The 20752-nt window shown below is 36.6% G+C and carries 16 protein-coding genes; 7 read left to right on the top strand and 9 right to left on the bottom strand.

Features of this window, described 5'->3' with window-relative positions; genetic code table 11:
- Positions 1-159 precede the first annotated feature (159 nt).
- Positions 160-567, top strand: coding sequence for a GxxExxY protein (locus EIB73_RS05205; RefSeq protein ID WP_125023305.1), 408 nt, complete (start codon positions 160-162; stop codon positions 565-567).
- Positions 568-732: 165 nt separating this feature from the next.
- A complete protein-coding gene (locus EIB73_RS05200; RefSeq protein WP_125023303.1) occupies positions 733-2025 on the top strand; it encodes a glycosyltransferase family protein in 1293 nt (430 codons plus the stop codon).
- A gap of 197 nt (positions 2026-2222) precedes the next feature.
- Here the strand turns inward: EIB73_RS05200 and EIB73_RS05195 are convergent, their stop codons facing one another.
- On the bottom strand, positions 2223-3203 hold the full coding sequence (locus tag EIB73_RS05195) for a PLP-dependent cysteine synthase family protein (RefSeq protein ID WP_125023301.1): 981 nt from the start codon (positions 3201-3203) through the stop codon (positions 2223-2225).
- Between the two features lie 158 nt (positions 3204-3361).
- Positions 3362-4591, bottom strand: a complete 1230-nt coding sequence (locus EIB73_RS05190) for an ABC transporter permease (RefSeq protein ID WP_125023299.1) — start codon at positions 4589-4591, stop codon at positions 3362-3364.
- A 4-nt stretch (positions 4592-4595) separates the two neighbouring features.
- Between EIB73_RS05190 and EIB73_RS05185 the strand changes: the two genes are divergently transcribed.
- Positions 4596-5792 carry an exo-beta-N-acetylmuramidase NamZ family protein gene (locus EIB73_RS05185; protein ID WP_125023297.1) on the top strand — a complete coding sequence of 399 codons (1197 nt, stop codon included), beginning with the start codon at positions 4596-4598 and terminating at the stop codon, positions 5790-5792.
- 153 nt (positions 5793-5945) lie between these two features.
- On the opposite strand, the gene EIB73_RS05180 is transcribed toward EIB73_RS05185, so the two are convergent.
- A complete protein-coding gene (locus EIB73_RS05180) occupies positions 5946-9137 on the bottom strand; it encodes a hypothetical protein (protein WP_125023295.1) in 3192 nt (1063 codons plus the stop codon).
- Between the two features lie 192 nt (positions 9138-9329).
- Between EIB73_RS05180 and EIB73_RS05175 the strand changes: the two genes are divergently transcribed.
- Together EIB73_RS05175 and EIB73_RS05170 are read left to right on the top strand one after the other, a co-directional pair.
- Positions 9330-10070 carry a T9SS type A sorting domain-containing protein gene (locus tag EIB73_RS05175; protein WP_125023293.1) on the top strand — a complete coding sequence of 247 codons (741 nt, stop codon included), beginning with the start codon at positions 9330-9332 and terminating at the stop codon, positions 10068-10070.
- Between the two features lie 148 nt (positions 10071-10218).
- Positions 10219-10998 carry a T9SS type A sorting domain-containing protein gene (locus tag EIB73_RS05170; protein WP_125023291.1) on the top strand — a complete coding sequence of 260 codons (780 nt, stop codon included), beginning with the start codon at positions 10219-10221 and terminating at the stop codon, positions 10996-10998.
- 55 nt (positions 10999-11053) lie between these two features.
- On the opposite strand, the gene EIB73_RS05165 is transcribed toward EIB73_RS05170, so the two are convergent.
- The gene (locus EIB73_RS05165; RefSeq protein ID WP_125023289.1) at positions 11054-13876 is read right to left on the bottom strand and encodes a gluzincin family metallopeptidase; all 2823 of its coding nucleotides are present in this window, start codon (positions 13874-13876) and stop codon (positions 11054-11056) included.
- Positions 13877-13954: 78 nt separating this feature from the next.
- Here EIB73_RS05165 and EIB73_RS05160 point away from each other — a divergent pair, with 78 nt between their 5' ends.
- Entirely contained in the window at positions 13955-14833 is an 879-nt protein-coding gene (locus tag EIB73_RS05160; RefSeq protein ID WP_228411281.1) for a DUF4846 domain-containing protein, read from the top strand.
- A 56-nt stretch (positions 14834-14889) separates the two neighbouring features.
- Here EIB73_RS05160 and EIB73_RS05155 read toward each other — a convergent pair whose 3' ends face one another.
- Complete coding sequence (locus EIB73_RS05155; RefSeq protein ID WP_125023285.1) at positions 14890-15468, bottom strand: YceI family protein; 579 nt, start codon at positions 15466-15468, stop codon at positions 14890-14892.
- A 160-nt stretch (positions 15469-15628) separates the two neighbouring features.
- On the opposite strand from EIB73_RS05155, the gene EIB73_RS05150 reads away from it, so the two are divergent.
- Positions 15629-16792 carry an MFS transporter gene (locus EIB73_RS05150; RefSeq protein WP_125023283.1) on the top strand — a complete coding sequence of 388 codons (1164 nt, stop codon included), beginning with the start codon at positions 15629-15631 and terminating at the stop codon, positions 16790-16792.
- A gap of 10 nt (positions 16793-16802) precedes the next feature.
- Here the strand turns inward: EIB73_RS05150 and EIB73_RS05145 are convergent, their stop codons facing one another.
- From EIB73_RS05145 to pyrF, 4 genes are all read right to left on the bottom strand, one after another.
- Positions 16803-17303: a GreA/GreB family elongation factor gene (locus EIB73_RS05145; protein WP_125023281.1), complete on the bottom strand. Its 501-nt coding sequence runs from the start codon at positions 17301-17303 to the stop codon at positions 16803-16805.
- Between the two features lie 120 nt (positions 17304-17423).
- Positions 17424-18128 carry a DsbA family oxidoreductase gene (locus EIB73_RS05140; RefSeq protein WP_125023279.1) on the bottom strand — a complete coding sequence of 235 codons (705 nt, stop codon included), beginning with the start codon at positions 18126-18128 and terminating at the stop codon, positions 17424-17426.
- A gap of 142 nt (positions 18129-18270) precedes the next feature.
- Positions 18271-19197, bottom strand: coding sequence for an AEC family transporter (locus EIB73_RS05135; RefSeq protein ID WP_125023277.1), 927 nt, complete (start codon positions 19195-19197; stop codon positions 18271-18273).
- 136 nt (positions 19198-19333) lie between these two features.
- Positions 19334-20692, bottom strand: a complete 1359-nt coding sequence (gene pyrF / locus EIB73_RS05130) for an orotidine-5'-phosphate decarboxylase (protein ID WP_125023275.1) — start codon at positions 20690-20692, stop codon at positions 19334-19336.
- Positions 20693-20752 lie beyond the last annotated feature (60 nt).

Genomic DNA, 20752 nt, shown 5'->3' with positions numbered 1-20752 from the left:
TTACCGCAAAAGAGACAACAAAAGAATTTTGTCTGAATAAGTAAATCAAAAGTTTGCAAAAAGTTTCTGGAATATTCCTGCTTCTGACTGGAAAATAAAATAAAGTAAATTGTTTACTTTAAAGCGATCAAAAGGTTGCAAAATCGTAATTAGACATTTATGATAACTCAGAAATACATTACTGATTTAACTTATAAAATTAATGGGGCTTGCATTGAAGTCCATAAGATTTTGGGTTCAGGTTTGGCAGAGATTGTTTATCATAAAGCGTTAGAGGAAGAATTTAGAATTCGGGATATTCAATTTAAATCAGAATTTGTAATTCCGGTTTTTTATAAAGATAAAAATCTTGAGTGTGATTTTAAATGCGATTTTCTCGTGGAGGATCTGATTGTATTAGAAATAAAAGCGGTCACTCAGATTATGGATATTCATAAATCTCAAGTTTTAAATTATAAGAATTTACTAAAAGTTCCAAAAGGGATTTTGATAAATTTTAATGTAAAGAATCTTTATCATTTCGGTCAAGAAACGTTCATAATTAAATACTTTGATCAGTATGATTAAGCAGTTGTAGAACTTTTTTTAATCGCAAAAGAAACAAAAGATTAGATTAGTAAACTATTCAAAAGTTTGTAAAAGGTTTAAAAACATACATTTTGCCATCTTTTGAATTTCTTATTTTCGCAATGGTCTTTTGCCTCTTTTGCGGTTAAAGATTTTAGAATAATAATGAAACCAACAAAAAAAATATTAATCATCACCTATTATTGGCCGCCTGCTGGTGGTCCGGGTGTTCAGCGTTGGTTGAAATTTGTGAAGTATTTACCGGACTTCGGTTGGAAACCCACTGTTTTTATTCCAGAAAATCCGAGTTATCCGATTGTTGATGAAACTTTACAGAAGGATGTTTCTGATGATTTAGATATTATTAAAACGAAGATTTGGGAGCCCTATCAACTGGCAGAAATCTTCGGAAAAGACAATAAGAAATTCAAAGCCGGACAATTTGATGTCGGTAAGAACCAATCCTGGAAATCTAAACTTTCGATTTGGGTTCGTGGAAATTTCTTTATTCCCGATGCTAGAGTTTTTTGGGTAAAACCGTCTGCTGAATATTTGAAGAAGTATTTGAAGGAAAATCATTTTGATGCTTTTGTCACAACCGGTCCGCCACATTCAATGCATTTGATTGGTTTGGAATTAAAGAAGGAATTTCCTCATCTAAAATGGATTGCCGATTTCCGTGATCCCTGGACAGAAATTTCTTATTATAAACATTTGAAACTGACGAAATCTGCAGATCAAAAACACAGAAATCTCGAACAAAAAGTTTTTGAAACTGCTGATATTACTTTAGCCACCAGTTTTTCCGATTCTGAAAATTTCAGAAAAAAGGGAGCCAATGCTTTTTGTATTACCAATGGATTTGATAAGGTTGAGGTGAAGGTTGAGCAAAAGATTGCGCAAAAGAGTTCCAAATTCACTTTAAGTTATATCGGAGTTTTAGAACAGTTGCGAAATCCTGAAATTTTGTGGAAAGTTTTAAACGAACTGATTTCCGAGAATGAAGATTTTAAAAATGATTTTCAATTAAAATTTGTCGGAAGAATTGATGATAAAATTTTGAACGAAATCGAACAAACTGCATTGAAGAATTTAGTAAATAATCTAGGCTATCTTTCTCATTCAGAAGCAAATGTAGAAATGGCGAATTCTGATTTACTGTTAATTACCAATTTTCCCGATGACAGCTCAAAAGGAATTATTCCCGGAAAGATATTCGAATATTTAGCGACAGGAAAACAGATCGTTTCTTTTGGTCCGAAAGAAAGTGATGTCAAGAAAATATTAGAGGAAACCAGCGCTGGAAAGCATTTTTCCTATGATGATGAATCAGAATTAAAAGTATTTTTACTTCAAAAATTTGCAGAATGGAAATCAGGAATTTTAAATTCTCAGACTCAAAATATTGAGCAATTCTCCCGAAAAAACTTGACTAAAAAACTGACTGAACTTTTGTGATCCACTTTGCGTGAGGGAGGAGGTGGAAATCCTTTTTTTCTGATCCTAACTTTAAAAATGAGATAGAACTTCATGAAAAAAAGATTGACTTCGTCGAACCACTTCGTTAGGTTTGGGAACCGGATACCGACGTTTATAAAAATAGCCGTAAAAGTTACTTTTACGGCTATTTTTATAAAGGGCACGCCCAAATTAGTTTACAACCAACCCATTTCTTTCATCCAATCATCATTGTAGATTTTTCCCACATATCGGGAACCGTGATCGTGTAGCAAAACCACAATCACATCATCTTTTGTGAATTGATCTTTCATCTGAATCAAAGCAGCAATCGCACTTCCCGCAGAATATCCACAGAAAATACCTTCTTCTTTTGCCAGTTTTCGAGTGTAAATTGCACCGTCTTTATCGGTTACTTTTTCGAAATGATCGATCACCGTCATATCGTAATTTTCAGGAATAATATCTTCGCCAATTCCCTCTGTAATATAGGAATGCGCGTGTTCCGGATGAAATTCACCCGTTTCATGATATTCCTTTAAAATCGAACCATAAGTATCAACTCCGATGATTTTAATATTTGGATTTTTTTCCTTGAAGAACCTGCCACAACCTGTTACCGTTCCACCTGTTCCGGCACCCGCCATGAAATGTGTTAACTTTCCATCAGTTTGCTCCCAGATTTCCGGTGCAGTTTGTTCGTAATGCGCCAAACGGTTCGATAAATTATCATACTGATTCACGTACCAACCGTTTTCGGTTTCTTCTCCCAATCGCTTAGAAACAGAATAATAAGAACGTGGATCTTCCGGCGTTACGTCCGTCGGACAAACGATTACTTCAGCACCAACGGCTCTTAAAATATCATTTTTTTCTTTCGACTGTTTCGCGTTCGTTACGAAAATACATTTGTAACCTTTCACGATTGCCGCCAAAGCCAAACCCATTCCGGTATTCCCGGAAGTCCCTTCGATAATGGTTCCGCCTGGTTTCAAACGTCCGTCTTTTTCAGCGTCTTCAATCATTTTCAGCGCCATTCTGTCTTTTACAGAATTTCCGGGATTGAAGGTTTCTACTTTTGCCAAAACCAAGGCTGGGAAATCTTCACCCAAAACTTTGTTAAGTTTTACAAGCGGCGTATTTCCGATGGTTTCCAGAATATTTTGTGCGTATTTCATTAAATTAAATTTTTTGGAGCCACAAAAGTAGGAATTCTTTTACACTCAGTCCCGCTTTCCGTTATATCTTTTTCTTGCCACGCCAAATGCCCTTTCAAAGAAAAAGGATGCCACTGCAATCGGGGCTATAATTTCTTACGGTCTTTTTTGACAGGATTTTAATTGTACTTGATCGCTTTTACCGGAGAAATTTTACTGATCAAATAACTTGGTACAACGAGTGAAATTCCCGATACAACCAAGATTCCAAACGATACTAGCAAGATGTGAAAAACATTCAGTTCTACAGGCACCACACTGAGGTAATAATTTTCCGGATTCAGCGTGATAATGCCGAAATATTTCTGAATAAACAAAAATATCAAGGCGATCAGATTACCGAATATGAGTCCCGGAATCATAATCAGTAACGTGTAATTAATAAAAATCATTCGGATCTGTCCATTCGTTGCACCCAGTGTTTTCAGCATCCCGATGGAGTTGGTTCTTTCAATGATTAAGATCAATAAAACCATGATGATATTAATGATCACCACCACCAGCATAATGCTGATAATTAGCGCAATATTCATATCGAAAATTGCAATGAAATCCATGATTTGCGGGTATTCGTCCGTGGCTTTTACCGTGTAGTTCTTATAGCCGACCAGTTGGTCAATTTTTGGCGCATCTTCATCGATATAATTAATGTTTTTTAGAAATACATCAATTCCACCGACTTCGGTGTTGCTCATTCCCTGTATTTTTCGAGCGTGATTAATTCCTCCGATCACAAAAAGATCGTCGATCATTTTGATGTCGGTTTTGTAAATGCCGACTACTTCAAATTTACGGTAAAGTGGACTTTGGTTTTCTTTGGAAAATATTGCTACGATACTGTCTTTAACGTTAATATGAAGATCAGTCGCGATTTTTTGAGAGATGCAGATTCCGTTTGAAAATCCTTTCTCTGTCACCACCGGAACATGTCCGGCAACAATAAATTTTCGAAAACGTGCGGAATCAAAATCTTTTCCGACACCTTTGAAAATGATACCCGCGAAATTATGTTCATTTCTTAAAATTCCGCTTGCAGCAACAAATTTCTGAGTAGAAGCTACATCGGGCATTTCTTTGATCTTTTGCAGTTGTAGATCTTCGCTGCTTAGGATTGAAGAATTGTAAGAATTATTAGACTGTTTTGATTTAATCGATATATGTCCCGAAAAATCAGCCATCCTTTCTTTAATCGCTTTCTTTGACCCTAAACCAATTGAAATCGTAAGCAGAGAAACAATGACGCCAAGCGCCACGGATAGCCGACCAATAAAGACAATAACCCGTGAGAGATTATTTTTATTATCTTTGGAAAACGCAATCTTTTTAGAAAAATATAACGGAAAGTTCAATCGTATGAATTTAAGACCCAAAAATAAAGCTTTACTTCTTATTGTGCTAATTTATTTTGGTTTTTGCCAAATGAGTTTTGCTCAAAACCTCGATAAAAACTGTTTTAAAACTGGTGCAGACCGCCCTGAATTGTATCTGCCCCTTTTGAAAAATAAAACAGTCGCCATCGTGACCAACCAAACCGGTTTAATGAGCGACAAAACTTTCCTCGTTGATTTTCTGGTTAAAAATGATATCGATATAAAAACCATTTTTGCACCTGAACATGGTTTCCGTGGTGATGCTGATGCAGGGGAACATGTGGAAAATGGATTAGATAAAAAAACAGGAATTCCCATAATATCACTTTATGGAAACAACAAAAAACCAAAACCTGAGCAGTTAAAAGGAATTGATATCGTACTTTTTGATATTCAGGATGTTGGCGTGCGTTTCTACACTTATATTTCCACGTTAACTTACGTGATGGAGGCCGCAGCCGAAAATAGTTTGGAAGTCATAGTTCTCGACCGACCAAATCCACACGACGGTTATATCGACGGACCGGTTCTGAAAAACCAGTGGAAAAGTTTTGTCGGAATGCACCAAATTCCGGTGGTTTATGGATTAACGATGGGCGAATATGGTAAAATGGTGAACGGTGAAAAATGGCTGACAAACGGAATTCAGGCGAAATATACGGTGATTCCAATGAAGGGTTATCACAAAAAACAACGCTATGAAATTTCTGATAAACCGTCACCAAATTTGCCAAATGACAAATCCATCAACCTTTATCCAAGTTTATGTTTCTTTGAAGGAACACAAGTTTCTGTAGGTCGCGGAACCGAGTTGCCTTTTCAGATTTATGGTTCGCCCTGGACTAAAAACTTGCCATTTCAGTTTACCCCAAAACCTTCTGCGGGCGCAAAAGATCCTTTCTTAAACGGTAAATTATGTTACGGAGAAAATTTATCAGAATATCCGGAAGATTTAAGGGTACTCAATTTAGAATGGCTTTTAAAAGCATATAAGAACTATCGAAATTCTAAACAGGATTTCTTTTTAAAGAATTTGTTCTTCGATAAATTGGCAGGAACTGATGAACTGAGAAAACAAATTATTGCTGGAAAAACTGCTGATCAAATTAAAGCTTCGTGGAAAAGTGATTTAGAAAATTTTCAGGAAATAAGAGCGAAATATGTGATGTATGAAGATTGATCGGGAAGAACCAGGTAAAAATTAAAAAGAGCCAAGATATGCAGTGAAAGGTTCTGCTTTTTGAAATTTCTCTCCCAAACTTTAGCTTTAATTCTTTGAAAGTTCAAAGGATAAGGCTGAAAATAATGGTGTATTCGTGGCAAAAATGAAAGTCTAAAAACTAGCCTTCACCTGCATGGAACCAATATGGATCGTGCGTTCACCCGAGTTTCTTCCCTCATAATTTACATTTAACTGAATAAAGGAATTGACGGATTGTTGTAAGAACAGCGACCAAACTTGATTTTTTCCGGGTTTCAGACCATCGAGCATTTGATTTCCAACGATTGAAAAATTATTCCCTGTAAAATCGTTATTGATAAAGGAAAAATTCCCTCTTACAGATGTTTTGCTGCGTTCCCACTGTAAACTTCCTGTTAAGTCAAAGGTCTTCAGAAATTCTTCACCATCAGTTCTTTTCTTCTGGCGAAATGCGGAGGAAACTTCTGCCTGAATTGCTTCTGTAAACTTGTAAGTTGCTTTCGGTTTCGTTTCAAAATTTTCTAAATGAAAGTTTCTGGCGCTGAACAATTGTGAGGCATTTTCAATACTGTGAACCGAATTTTCCCAGTCTATTCTAAAATCTTTTGTAAAGAAATGACCAATATTTAGAAAGTGAGACGTTTGTTTTCGCTCTTCATTGCTGAAATTAGCATTGATTAAATTACTGTTCGCAATAAAACGGTAATTTCCGTTCCATCCCGATTTATCGGTTTGATTAAGCTGCGCAGAAGCAAGAATGTTTTGATTCTTAAGAATATGTTCTTCATTCTTTTCAAAAGGATTTAAGACCAGAATACGTTCTCTTTTAAAATAGGAGTTTTGAGAATTGATGGAAATATTAAAATTCCAGCGTTTCAGAAATTGGTTTTCAGAATCAAAGATGACAGAAGGATTCACAAAAAGCGCGAGTTGCATTTTATTCTTGTTGGAGGGAATATAATTCACAGTATTCGTGTAAATCCTTATATATTGCGCCAGATCGGCGTATTCTGCAATCTCGAATTCATCAAGTTGCTGTATTCCATCGCCGTTATAATCGGTCCATTTATAAATTCCCTGTCCGTCAATAACTTTAATATATTGAAATTCACGTTGCGCTTCCTGCCCGTTTCCTAACTCATAAAAAGCCTGCAAACGCATTCCATTATTGAAAAGCTGCTGTTGATACGTCAAATTTCCGATGACAAAATCCTGATTGTAATCAACCGCTGTATTTTCTTCCTGACTAAAGAATTTACGATAATGCAATAAGGCCTGAAGCGTGGTTTTCTCTGTTTTAATTAACTGGCTTTCGGCCATGAAGCCTAAGATGTTATTGACCTTCTGTATGGCATTGTTTCGTACGGAATCATTGTCGCGGAGGTAAACTTTTGCGAGCAATTTCGTTCTCGCCGAATCTCCTATTTTTCTCTGTAGGAAAATTTCTTTCCATCGGAAGCTGGTGACATCAAGAACTTCTGTCTGGTTGAATTTTTTTATATTATCTTCCATTCCACCACCCACGGTCCAGGATCCTTTTTCTCCCGAATATTCCGTCTGTATGCCACCTCGCAAATATCTCGTATCTTGAAAAGTAGATTTTGTATCGAGGTAAGAGAAATGACCTGTAGTGTTAAAGTTATTTTTGATCCAACCAAATTGCAGGTCATTTTTTAAACCTTGATAGGTGTTTTTTTCGTCCAGATAGTTGAGTTGATAATTTAAAAAGGAGGTATTTTTCCATTGATTCAGAAAACTGAAAATGAAGCGGTTTTGGGTAATTTGATTAAACTCCTTCGCCAGATTAAAATCGTTTGCAAATTCTACACTGTTGATGCGGTCTAAAATATGAAACTGCGAATTGATGTGTTGGTATTCGAAGCTGGGCGTTCCCTGCCAGTTGTTTTTTCTAAAGGTTTTATTTCCAAAAATTCTTCCCGCGTAACCTAAATTTTGACTCGCATCTTTGGAGGAGAATAAGTTGATGTCATAATTACTCAAAGAAAAGTCTGCACCAATTTTTCCTTCTTTTAAAAGCACTTCGGCATTTGTCGAAAAAACCTGAGCTTTCTGGGGAGCCGGTAATTTTCGCACGGCTCTGTAGTTCCCCGAATTGGGCCCCACATATTCGAATACACGACCATTATTTATGGTTTGTTTGAGGCGATAATCACCGCTATTTTCTCCAAAATAAGTGAAAGCGACCTGATATAATGTTTGATTTTGATCGGTAGAAAATTCATAATAATTCCCGGCGGGACTTTGAATCAACTGATAAAGAATTTTGTTAACATCGTATTCTGAAACTGTTCCGGACGGAGCAAACATTAAATCTGGATTATTTCCCGCATTGGCTAAAATTTGCTCATCTTCTTTTGATAGATTTAAAGCCAAGGGTGCGTTCTTATTGTCATTTTCCAAAAACCAGTTGAAACCTACCTTTAATTTCTCTCTCTCGTGCTGCACGCCGCCAGTGATCAAAAACCGCGTATAATTTCGGTTGGTATAATTATAAGAAATGACAATACGATTCTCTTTGAAAATTGGGCGGAAACTCGTGAATGTTATTTCCCCCGTGTTATAATTAATGACATAATCCTGACTTTCTCCCCTTTTCATCAGAATGCCATTAATGAAAACTTGTTCAGATCCGGAGATGACGGTGATAAACTGTTCTCCATTTTTACCATTTAGGCGGTAAGGTCCCTGATTTCCTTCGACACCATCAAAACGTACGCGGAAGAATTCACTTCTTGCAACGCCCGCAGAGAAATCAATATTGGTTTTGTTTTCAGTGCCGACTTGGGTTTGAAATTGAAGCCCCATGCTTCGTCTCTGAAATCGTCCGAAATATGTTTTATCATCCAGTAAGTCCAGATGACCAGCACGAAGGATTGACTTCTCTTTGATATTAAGTTGCATGTAAATTTTATCAAATTCCTCCAGCGTCTGGGTGTAACCGTCGGCTTGTATAGGCAAATTATGGTCAGAGATCGAAGCGAGAACGGACACGTCTTTGGACAGCTTCCCGGAAATCTGGAGATCCATTGAACTTTGGACACTTTGTCCTTGATTATTTCCAAAAGTTATTCCCCGAATGATGGAACCTTTGGAATTCAGATCTCCTAAAATTTGGGAGCGCGTATTTTTAACTAATACTCCATCGTCAATAATAGTTTTGTTTGGGAGTCTGATAAAATCCAGCGTGTCTTTGGAAAATACGTCTTTTTCTATTTTTGCAGTCAGTATCGAATCTTTCTTTAAGGAATCGTCTGCTACATTGGGGTTTTTCCACGTGAATATTTGGGCATCAAATTGAGACAATGCCAGAAGAATTAGGAATAAAGAAAATATTTTTTTAATCAAAGTGCTTAAAAAGGATCTGTAAAAATAACGAAAAATCACTTTTAAAATTGCCAATGCATAATTAACAATTAATTCACATTATTATTATGAGGATTGCAAAAATCTTTGTATTTTCGCCACCGAAATTATTAATAATTAAATTTTTTAAAAATGAAAAAATTCTATTCTTTGGTTGCAATTGCAATGTTTTCTGTAACAGCAATTGCTCAAACTACCTTATTTTCGGAAGATTTTGCTTCTGTTACAACCGGTGACAATACAGGTACAAATGGTCAGAATGCGCAATGGGACGGAAATGATAACTTTCCAACAGTGGTGAAAGCTTATCAAGCTGGCGGTGCTGTAAAAATAGGTACTGGTTCAGTAACAGGATCAATTACAACAAAAGCGTTAGATCTTTCAACCGATGGTGGTGATTTCACTGTTACATTGGATGTAAAAGGTTGGACTAATGTTGAAGGTGATATCAAAGTTACGGTAACTGGTTTAGCTTCACAGTCTGCAACTTATCAAGCAACGAGAACTGATGCTTTTGAAACAAAAACATTTACGTTCACAGGCGGTACAGCAGGTTCTACCGTTACAATTGAAACTACATCAAAAAGAGCTTTCATAGATAATGTAAAAATAGTAACAAATCCTGTGATATTAGCAGTTGGTGATGTAAATGCTACTAAAGTAAATCTTGTTAAAAATACAGTAGTAGAAAACAATATTTTATTCGCTGCTAAAGCAGACGTACAAATCTTAAACATGAGCGGTCAGGTTGTTAAAACTGCCGTTGTTAATGAAAACACTTCATTAGACGTTACATCTTTAGCAAAAGGAATGTACGTTGTAACTGCAACAGTAAACGGAAAAGCAGTTTCTCAGAAAATTATGAAAAAATAATTTTTCTTAAAAAAGTTAGCATAAAGACTATCGGAAACGGTAGTCTTTTTTTTGTGAACAGAATTTAAAATGGTAATATTTCTTATTGTAAAAACTAATGCCTAAATTTGCTCTATAATTTAATTATAAACCTTTAAATTTCAATACAATGAAAAAAATCTTTACAATTTTAGGAGTGGTTGCTATTACCGCAACCGCATTTTCTCAGGAACTGTTAGTTAATCCTGGCTTCGAAAGTGGACTGACTCCTTGGGCTGGCGGTCCATCTGGATCATACACTGCACCAGTGGTTTCTACTACCGATGTTCACACTGGAGCTCAGTCTGTAGGTTACCCTAGTGTAAGTGCTACTACTGGCTTTTTCCAAAATGTTCCTGTAGTTGCAGGAAAAACTTATGTGATTTCTTTCTGGTATAAATCTGCAGGTGATGAAACCGACACCAGATTATGGAGTGTATATAAAAATGCAGATGGTGCACCAGTTTATACAACTGATGATTCCAGCACCGATTCTTTCCGTACCAACAACGGATACTTACCTTCAGTTGCGGCCTGGACTAAACATACTGCAGAAATGCCTGCAGGAGCTGGAGTTACCAATCTTGATGTAGCAGTGAGAGCATACACTGGCGCTACGGTTGCACAATTTGATGATTTCTCTTTGATGGATAAAGCAACAATGGCGGTATCCGATGTTTCTAATTTTGATCAGCAAATTAAAATGAATACCAATGTTGGTAATGCTTTAACGGTTATTCTTCCTGGAAGAGCAACAGTAAATATTTTTAATGCTGACGGAAAATTAGTAAGTTCAAACAGAATCAACAGTGGGGAATCGATCAACACTTCTTCATTAAGCAAAGGAATGTATATCGTAACAGTTGATAACGGTTCTGCGAAAGTGAGCAGAAAAGTTATGAAAAACTAATATTCCTTTCCATAAATAAAAAAGCGACTCAGATTTGAGTCGCTTTTTGTTTGATTTAGAACCAGCCTCTTCTAAAGTAGCCCGTAATCGCCGATAAATTTAAGCTTAAAGTAAACCGAATTCTTCTGCCATAATCTTTAAAAGACGGCTCAAATCCGAGGGAACTCTGGATCGGAAAATAAACCTCCAGGAAATCAGGAATAACTTTTACTTTTACACCGGAATCCCAAATGAACTGTGGATCCTGCATTTTACTTTTAAACAGGCCGGCATCGGCATATACGTTAAACCATCGCCAAACGTGCGCATCTGCGTTGAACGAGGTAATCCACTGATTTGCGCTGTCTCCAACATATGATTTAAAACCTCCTTCAGCCAGAATAAGCTGTTGTGTCAGCAAGCCCGACGTTGCACTTTGCCCCAAAAGACCGTAAGAAAAAGCATAATTTGAAACCCTGGAGATCCCATAATCAAAAAGATTGTTTTTCGTATTATTCTTAATGAAATAACCGCCGAAAAAACGCATGCTTATTTTTTTATCCTCTGCAAATTCCCACCGGTAAGAAAGTTCGGTCGAGATTTTCTGAAAATCTTCCATCCACTGCAAACCGGCACTAATATATTTTTCGTGAATGATACTGCGGTCCGAATAAGCATATCCCAAATTCCAAAGGTTATATTTTGAATATTCATCAAGATTAATTCTTTGAGGATCCAAATCTTTATCAAAGTAATTATAACTGAAACCGAGACTGCGACCAATATCTGATCTGGGATTCTTTGTGAAATTAATTCCAATAAAAGCTGAAATTTTTCGGTACGTCAAATCATAATCATAATGAAAATAGGAGCCGGAAACACCGAGATCTAAACTTCGGTAAAAACTTTCGGCCGGTTGAAAAGAGTAGGAGACCCCTCCCGAACCCGCCAGTTTTCCTGTACCGGAACTGTAATACGGCGTAAAGGAATAATTGAATTTTCGCTCAAATAAAGAGGCATTCTTAAAATTAAGACCCACTAAAAATCGGTCATAAACATTAAAGTTTAAACGTGGATTCACATATATTTCGTTGTATTCCGGGTTGGGAATGTCTCGAAATAATTTAAGTTTTATTTTTTTTGTATTTGCGAAAAGTCCTTTGGTGTAAAGATAATTGTCCCGAAAATTTTTCTCCGGGAATATATAATCACTGTTAATAACTATTTTTTCGGCGTTGGCTTGCGGAATCGTGTACTCCGTTATTTCTTCTGAGTCGTCGGTATCAAACCAGAACGTTTCTTTTTTACCTGATTTTTCTTCGGTCTCAATTTTAAAAGGGATGGTTTGCCGTGTATTTTTAGAAATTTTTACTTGAAAATTATCATCTAACTTTCGATATCTTTTTAAACTAAAGTTTACCCGATTTTTATGTGCAATAAAATTTTCCAGAAAGTCTGCCGAATACCCTGAAGCAATTGTAAGTTCATCCAAAAAAGCCTTTTTATCAACATGCTTACCCGCTTGATTTTTCAGATAACGGATTACAAAATCATCAAATTTTTCAGGGCCCATCTTTTCTGCAATAAAGTCAAAAAGACTTCCCGTTTCAAAATGGCTGATCGCATTTGCATTAAAGTTGCTCAACTTTTCAAAAGGCTCACTTATTTTCTGATCCAGATTTTGCGTCAGCATATATTGGTAAGCCAAACCATAGCGTTGACTCAATTCCAGTTGCGAAAGATGGAAAAACTTTAAAGGTTTTAGACCGAAAACTTTAAGTTCATTCGGTAAATCTCCCAACAATTTTCGATCATGATAATATCTGTCTAAGTATTGAATTTCAAGATAGGTTTTCAGCCCGTTCATCAACCAGTGATCGCTGCTTTTTTCGAAAATTGCGGAACGCTGCACAACTGCTTTTGACAAAACACTGAAGTAGTTGAGGTCAGTTTTTTCAGCATCGGTAAACAGTTGATATTTAAACTTCCAGAATTTAATATCATCAATACCTATAAAATCTTCATCTTTTTGAAATTTTTCAGAAATGAAAATATGGTCCGGCAAAAATCCTAATTTATTTTTAATGAAATGAAGTTGCAATGGAAGATAGAATTCGAGATTTTGTTTCTCAGATTCTGTTAATTTATAACCGAAGCTTATTTTTATATTTTGGTCGTCAATCTGAGTCGTCATTTCATCGACTTCATTTTGAGTTAAAAGAAATTCCACATCTTTAGTTAAACTTCCTTCAAAATTATTTTCCCCTGTACGACCAAGATTACTTTCGGAAAAATAGTGATCAGGCAGGTCGAAATTTACTTTCCAGTAAGTGCCGGGACTTTGATTTTCTTCTATATTCCGAAAAAATTTTGGGCTTTGTTTTTCATCTTCAAATCCACCAGGAACAATAAAGAAATATTTAAGCGCTATTTTGTTGTCCGCAATTCCATAGCCTGTAAATTTCTGCTTTGGTAAATTCAATGTATATTTCAGCGAAATTTTTACATGACCCCCAGGTTGAAGCGCTTCAGTAAGTGGGACATAAATATTTTCGGAGTTTCCGTCGAAACTGATCCATTCCGTTGTGGAATTAGGTTTAATGATCAGATCTGTGGTACTTCCCAGCTCATCTTTTTTTGCAAAATACATCTCATTTTTACGGTCCTGCAATGTTCTGGAAAGTAAGGGAGTGTCTCTGTTTTTGTAGGCAGAAATCCAGTTTAGCAAATGTACTTTGGTGAGGGGCGTTTGTGTCGTATTTTGATATATAATATCCTGAGTCACCGAAATTTGATTGGTGTTTTCAACCAATTTTGCGGTAAGACTGATGCTGTCTTGCTGAGCTGAAACCTCGGCAAAAAGGAATAAAAATAAAAACGCGCTGGAAAATCTTATCATGTTCAAAAGTGACCCAAATATAACAATGTTTTTTAAAAAAAGGTCTTATTGCCGCATATTTAGAGATAATAATTAATTTTGAGTATACTTTTAAAATTACGATTTTTGAAACGGTTTGGATTGTTATTCCTGCTTCTTTGCTCTTACAATGTCCCGTCCCAAGTGATTGAGACGACGATGCCATTGAATGTTAATTCTAATAAAAGCACCATTATCACCCGTTTTTCCCCACCGAAAGGTTTTAAGTGGGTGATAGAGCAACCTGGAAGTTTTGCACAGTTTCTTAATTATTTACCGCTTCACCCTGCCACTTTACCAGTTCGTGATTATAAAGGCGTTCCCATTGAAAGACAAAATAACCATGCAGCTTTACTGAAGATTGATGTTGGTGATAAGGATTTACAGCAGTGTGCTGATGCCTGGATGCGATTGTATGCTGAATATCTTTGGTCTCAAAAGAGGTTTGACGAAATTGGTTTCGAATTTACAAGTGGTCAGTTTTTTTCCTGGGATGATTTTAAGAATGGTGTGCGAACGAAAGAAGTGAAGAAAAAAGTAAGCTTCATCAATACTGGAAAAGTTGATGATTCTTACCAAAGTTTCCGGGAATATTTAAATGTAATTTTTAGATATGCAGGAACGATTTCTCTGGACAGAGAATCTAGGCCTGTGCTTCAGAATTCCCAAATTAGAACGGGTGACTTTCTTATTAAACCCGGAAGTCCGGGGCATTCCGTGATTATTGTTGGAGTCGCAAGTAATCTGGCCGGAAAACGTCTTTATCTTTTAGCAGAAAGCTTTATGCCCGCACAGGACATTCATATTTTGGTCAATCATAAAAATCCTGTTCTTTCGCCTTGGTATGAACTGGATGTGAACGCTTCCGAAACCGTCACCGCGAAATACGTCTTTAAACCGACTGCTATTAAAAGATTTCATGCGCTAACTGGAAAATAGAAAGGAGCATACTTCAACCAAGTATACTCCTTTTTATCAGAATGAAAGTCCAGATTTTACTTCTCAGTAAGTTCAAAATCACCTTTAATTCTCACCAAATTACTTACCAGCATTTCCGGGAATTTAGGACCTACGCCGAAGTCGAGTCTTTTCAATGTGCCAAGAACCTGATAAGAATGGGTTTCTTTTTTACTCATCGGGTTTATGGCAGAACCTCTGTAAACCAACATCAATGAAACGGGTTTTGTAACACCATGCATGGTAAGATCTCCTTTCAAAGTGTAGTAATTTTTACTTTTCCCTTTTGTAATGGATGTAGAAACAAACATCATTTTAGGATAGGTTTCCGCATCAAAAAAGTCAGCGCTTTTCAAATGTTTATCGCGGGCTTCGATGTTCGTATTAATCGAATTCATCTCCGACGAAAACATGATTTTAGAGTTTAAAAAGTTCTTTTCATCCGTATTGATGGTTAGATCAGTTTGGTCAAAATTCCCCGTAATATCATTTATGCCAAGGTGAATAACGGTAAACTGAATACGGGAATGCGCGGGATCATTTACTAAAGTTTTCTGTGCAAATGCTGATACGGTTATTAGCAGGACTGCCAACAGAGAGGTCATTTTTTTAAACATAATTTAATTTATTTTTAAGGTTAAACGTATAAATACCAATATAAGAATCCTTTACCAACAGAACATTGATCTAAGATAAGAAATACGGTTATTGCTCTATTAACATGCCGGGAAGTCGTATTTTTGCAATTATTTCGACTTAAATTCTCTAAAAATATTCATGAAAAATAAATTACCCAACTCTTTACTTTATCTCCTGAGTGTTTCGGCAGGTTTGGTGGTAGCGAATTTATATTACAACCAACCGTTGCTGCACGATATTGCGCTTAGTCTTCACGTTAAAGATGCTGAGGTGAGCAATATTGCGCTTTCGACGCAGATCGGTTATGCCTTGGGTTTACTGTTTATTATTCCGCTTGGTGATAAAGTCAGCAATCTGAAAATAATCAGATTAAATTTTCTAATTTTAGTTCTTTCCCTTTTAGGAGCAGCACTTTCTCAATCTTTACCTTTATTGATTTTTAGCAGTTTTTTAATTGGATTTACTTCTACACTTCCACAATTATTTGTACCAATGGTTGCTCATCTCAGCAATAATGAAGGTCGCGGGCGCGCAATCGGAATTGTGATGAGCGGTTTATTAATCGGTATTTTAGGAAGCCGTGTTTTGAGCGGTTTGGTCGGCGAATATTTTGGATGGCAAAGTGTTTTCTTTGGCGCAGCCGGATTAATGACGATGCTTTTCTTTTTGTTAAATGCGAAGTTACCGGTTATTCAACCCAAGTTTGGAGAGAGTTATGTGAAGTTGATGAAATCTCTTTGGTTTTATTTAAAGACCGAACCAGCCTTACGATTAGCAACTTTGCGTGGTGCGTTGGCTTTCGGAAGTTTAAGCGCGTTCTGGACGACCTTTGTCTTTCTGATGCAAGATTCTTTTGGTTACGGAAGCGCAGTTGCCGGCGGATTCGGGTTGTTCGGAATTGCCGGAGCACTCGGAGCAACCGTCGTTGGGAAGTTGAATAACAGAGTTAAGAAAAGTAAATTGATCATCGCCGGAACCCTGTTAATTATTGTTGCCTGGTTGATGTTTTTAGTTTCTCCTCATTCCATTATTGGGTTAATCATTGGCGTTATTCTGATTGATTTAGGAGTACAGGGCGTTCACATCACGAATCAAAATATTGTCTTTTCAAAAAATACAGAAGCCAGAAATCGAGTGAATACCATTTATATGGTTGGGTTTTTCATCGGTGGAGCAGCAGGAACAAGTTTCGGTTCACTCGCCTGGAATTATTTCGGCTGGACCGGAGTTTCAGTTGTCGGTCTGGTATTTTCCGGGATTATTTTGATTGTTCAATTGTTGACCAATAAGAAGACGATTTAAGTAAAGAGATTTAATATTTTATTTTCAAAATTTCAAAAATACTTTTCCTTTCACCCAAATTTAAAATTGCCTGTTCGCCTACTTTCTTATGCATCAATGCTTTTGCTAAAGGCGTAATGAAAGAAATTTTCTTCCGCGAAATATTGGCTTCATCCACACCAACCAATTGAAAAGTTTGAGTCGCATTATTTTCTACATTTTTAAAGGTAACTGTTGCGCCAAAATGAACTTCATCTTGAGGTAGTTTTGTAGAATTCACAATTTTTGCAGACCCAATTCTTTCATTCAATAACTGGAATTTTGCATTGAGATGATTAAAGGCAATTCGGTAGTCTTTCTCTTGAGAAGAATCTAAATTTTCCTGTTCCCTCAGCAATTCTTCTTTTTCTTTGAGTAAAGAATCCATTCCGTTTTGCGTCACAAAATTTTCCGTTCCAGTTGGTAAATCGGCTCTTGGTGGAACCAACGGAACTTCTTCCTGATCATCTTCTTTTACAAATCCTCTGCTCATAATTTAAATTTAAGTAGAATTAATGCAATTACCAGACCTTGAGGTGGTCATTTATAAAGTTAAAAAAACTTCCGAAATCTGTGACTTCGGAAGTTTGTAAAATTTTCTTGAGAAAAACATTTAGTCACAGTTGCCATCAACATCACAACTTTCTCCGCTGTGAATAATTTGCAAACCTTTATCTCCAGCAGAAAACTCCTTCCAGGAACTTTCTAATACTTCTGTAAATGTTGCCGGAGGTTGTGCGCCTGAAACTCCGTATTTATCATTAATCACAAAAAACGGAACACCACTGATTCCCATTTGACTGGCCATCATCATATCCCGAGTTACATCCATTCCGAAATCGTCTGATTCCAAAGCCGCTTTTATTTCATCTTCTTCCAAAGAAACCGATTTCCCGATTTCAATTAAAGTCGCTTCATCATCAATGTTTTTACCATCGACTAACTGTGCTTTAAATAAGGCTTCTTCAGTTTCGTTGGCTAAATTTTTTGTGGCTGCCAGTTGCAGTAAAAGATGTGCTCTATAAGAATTGGCCACTTTTTGGTGATCGAAATTAAAATCAATTCCGGCTGATTTTCCGGCTTTGTAAACGTGCTCGTACATTTCTTTTGCCTGCGAAACAGGAACTCCTTTTGCTTCTGAAAAATATTCTAAAGAACTTTTTTCAGGCTGCGTTTTCAAGTTCGGATCCAGTTGGAAACTATGCCAGGTTACTTCAATTTTATCTTTGTCTGGAAACTGTTCCAGCGCTTTTTCAAAATTCTTTTTTCCTACATAACAAAACGGGCAACGAATGTCGCTCCAAATATCTACTTTCATAACTTTTAAATTTTTAAGAATAACAAAGGTACTAATCTTAAATTCCGAAACCCTTGACTTATGATAGGAAGAACTTATTCATGTTATTGAATTGAATAATTTTATAAATGGAAAGTGAGTGATTCATTTGTAAGAGAGAAGATCACATTCCAAGCATTCCCGAATATTTCATCACTATATACCAGAAAGCTAATGTGACAAATGAAAGTGGAATTCCGACACCCAAAATTAAATTACAAAGTTTTGGTTCTAATTTATGCGCCGCCGCAATAATTGCCGCCGTCACCATTGGTCCCATGGCTGATTCTAGAAAAGCGACTTCAATCATTTCTCCGCTTTGCTTTAAAATCAAAAAATAGAGAATGAAAATTACGGCTGGAAATAAAATCAGTTTGAATAAAAGCGCCCAGAATAGAGGTTTCGCATCGTGATCTAATTTCTGCCAGCGGAGTTGACTTCCGACCGAAACCAAAGCCAGCGGAACGGTTGTAGCACCGAGTTTGGCAAAGACATCATCAATCTGTAAAGGAATATTTACATTAAATATATTTAAAAGTACAGCCACACAAAAAGCAATAAAAGGCGGAAATTTCAAAATCTTTTTGATGATTTCTGAAACTGCAATTTTCTCACCCGAGTAAAAACTGGCAATCGTAATTCCCAAAGTTGAAAGCGCAACAAAAGAACCCGGTTGATCAACGAGCATTACCGTTTTTAATCCACTTTCACCATACAAAGATTGGATTACGGGAATTCCAACAAAAGAAGTATTACCGAAACCTGCACACATTATTAATGCGCCAATCAGTGTTTTCGACCAGTTCATCTTCTTTCCTAATAAAATAAAAAAAAGAATCGCTAAACCAATATTAATCCAGGGAACCATCACCGGGAAAATCACCTGTAGGTTCAGAGTAATCTTCGGAATATAGTACAATGACAAGGCTGAGAGTGAAATATTAATCACAAAAGAATTCAGGGCGAGATGTCCGTTTTCGGGGAACAGTTTTGTTTTCCGCAGAAAAAATCCCAGAAATAAACACAGAAAAAGCAAAATTATATTTGACAACTTTTAAATTTTATTTAAAGATTTAATAAAACTAAAAACTCCCGCAGATGAAGAAGACTGAGCCGATTTGTTGATCCTTAATCTGCTTGTCTGCTACATTTGCGAGAGCATATCTTTTTTGAAAATGATGAATTATCTACAAACTTGCTTCGTAAGCATTCCAGCCTGCAATTTTATAACTCAAGGCCGCCTTTTCTGCATCTTCTGATTTATAAATTCCACGGCCTACAATAATGAAGTCAGTTTCAAGTTGTTCAAAAGCATGTTGTGGCGTATTGTACTGTTGACCTTTATCATCGCCCGCTTCTGCCAGGTTAATTCCAGGCGTGAATAGAAGCAACTCGTTCGGTGTTTTATTTTGGGAAACTCCACCAAAAACGTTAGGATGGGAAAGGGCAATCTTGGTTGCTGCTTCACGGTAATCGGAATCGGTCAAAGTTCCTTTGGATGACATACCTAAGATGGCAACAACTCCCACATTTCGGAAACAGTCGAGTGATTCATAACCTGCAATTACTTGCGCAGTTACAAAATCTGCCCAGTTTGAAATCTTATAGATCCCGTAAGCAAATTGTAGTTCCTGCGTGTTTCCGATGTCTGCAAACTTGCGGTCTTCCATTAAAAGGAAATTGTATTTTGTCGCTAGATCTTTCAATGGTAAAATGGTTCCATCAGGATCAAAATCCATAATAATATCCATGTGCGTTTTTAGCGCGACAATGTGTGGACCCACTTTTTCAGCTAAATCCAGCAATTCCTGGGTAGTTGTGACATCAGCGGAAACAATAAGATTTGATTTTTTCTCACTCGCAATTTCGAGTAATTTTTGAGCTACAGAATGGTCGCAGATCTCTAACTTTTCCTCGTAAGAAATTCTTTTTTCTTCTTCAAATTTTACCACATTTCCTGCTAAGAAATCGTTGATCCTTTGTACTTCCTCATCAACTAAATGACCTTCTTCTTTTAAAATAGAACAAACTTCAGAAATCGTAAAAAGGGTATGAACACGGAAACCTTTATTTTCTAAAATTTGTTTTCCACCTTGCTGACGGTCCAAAACAACCACGATATCAGAAACAGTTATTCCTTCGTTTTCAATTTCCGGAATTGTTTCCAGTAAAGAAGCACCGGAAGTAATCACATCTTCTACCAAAAGACAGTTTTGGCCAGTTGTGAAAATACCTTCCAGTATCTTTTTTGTACCGTATTGTTTGGCCTCTTTCCTTTTAATAATCAATGGGATGTAACTCTCCAGAGACATTGCGGTCGCCATGGGAAGTGCTGCGTAAGGAACGCCACAAATCAAGTCGAAATTATCTAACGGAAGCATATCCAATAAATAATTTGCGAGTAATTTCAGGATTTTTGGATCAGAAGAGAGCGGACGTAAATCCACATAAAACGGACTTTCAATTCCCGATTTCAGGGTAAATCTCCCAAACTTGATGATGCCGAGTTTATAACACTCCAGAAAAAATTCTTTCTTAGTTTCCATTTACTTTTTACTTTATTACAAAGTTAAGATTTTCAGGGAAATTCGAAGAAATATAAATCA

The sequence above is a fragment of the Kaistella carnis genome (genome assembly GCF_003860585.1).
GTDB lineage: Bacteria > Bacteroidota > Bacteroidia > Flavobacteriales > Weeksellaceae > Kaistella > Kaistella carnis.
This window is presented reverse-complemented; position numbering and strand designations above follow the sequence as displayed.

What these genes read in the sequence shown, in the direction of transcription:
- EIB73_RS05165 (WP_125023289.1), bottom strand. Translation starts at nt 13,876, where the DNA reads ATGATAAGATTTTCCAGCGCGTTTTTATTTTTATTCCTTTTTGCCGAG.
- EIB73_RS05175 (WP_125023293.1), top strand. Translation starts at nt 9,330, where the DNA reads ATGAAAAAATTCTATTCTTTGGTTGCAATTGCAATGTTTTCTGTAACA.
- EIB73_RS05150 (WP_125023283.1), top strand. Translation starts at nt 15,629, where the DNA reads ATGAAAAATAAATTACCCAACTCTTTACTTTATCTCCTGAGTGTTTCG.
- pyrF (WP_125023275.1), bottom strand. Translation starts at nt 20,692, where the DNA reads ATGGAAACTAAGAAAGAATTTTTTCTGGAGTGTTATAAACTCGGCATC.
- EIB73_RS05170 (WP_125023291.1), top strand. Translation starts at nt 10,219, where the DNA reads ATGAAAAAAATCTTTACAATTTTAGGAGTGGTTGCTATTACCGCAACC.
- EIB73_RS05145 (WP_125023281.1), bottom strand. Translation starts at nt 17,303, where the DNA reads ATGAGCAGAGGATTTGTAAAAGAAGATGATCAGGAAGAAGTTCCGTTG.
- EIB73_RS05185 (WP_125023297.1), top strand. Translation starts at nt 4,596, where the DNA reads ATGAATTTAAGACCCAAAAATAAAGCTTTACTTCTTATTGTGCTAATT.
- EIB73_RS05140 (WP_125023279.1), bottom strand. Translation starts at nt 18,128, where the DNA reads ATGAAAGTAGATATTTGGAGCGACATTCGTTGCCCGTTTTGTTATGTA.
- EIB73_RS05205 (WP_125023305.1), top strand. Translation starts at nt 160, where the DNA reads ATGATAACTCAGAAATACATTACTGATTTAACTTATAAAATTAATGGG.
- EIB73_RS05195 (WP_125023301.1), bottom strand. Translation starts at nt 3,203, where the DNA reads ATGAAATACGCACAAAATATTCTGGAAACCATCGGAAATACGCCGCTT.
- EIB73_RS05200 (WP_125023303.1), top strand. Translation starts at nt 733, where the DNA reads ATGAAACCAACAAAAAAAATATTAATCATCACCTATTATTGGCCGCCT.
- EIB73_RS05155 (WP_125023285.1), bottom strand. Translation starts at nt 15,468, where the DNA reads ATGTTTAAAAAAATGACCTCTCTGTTGGCAGTCCTGCTAATAACCGTA.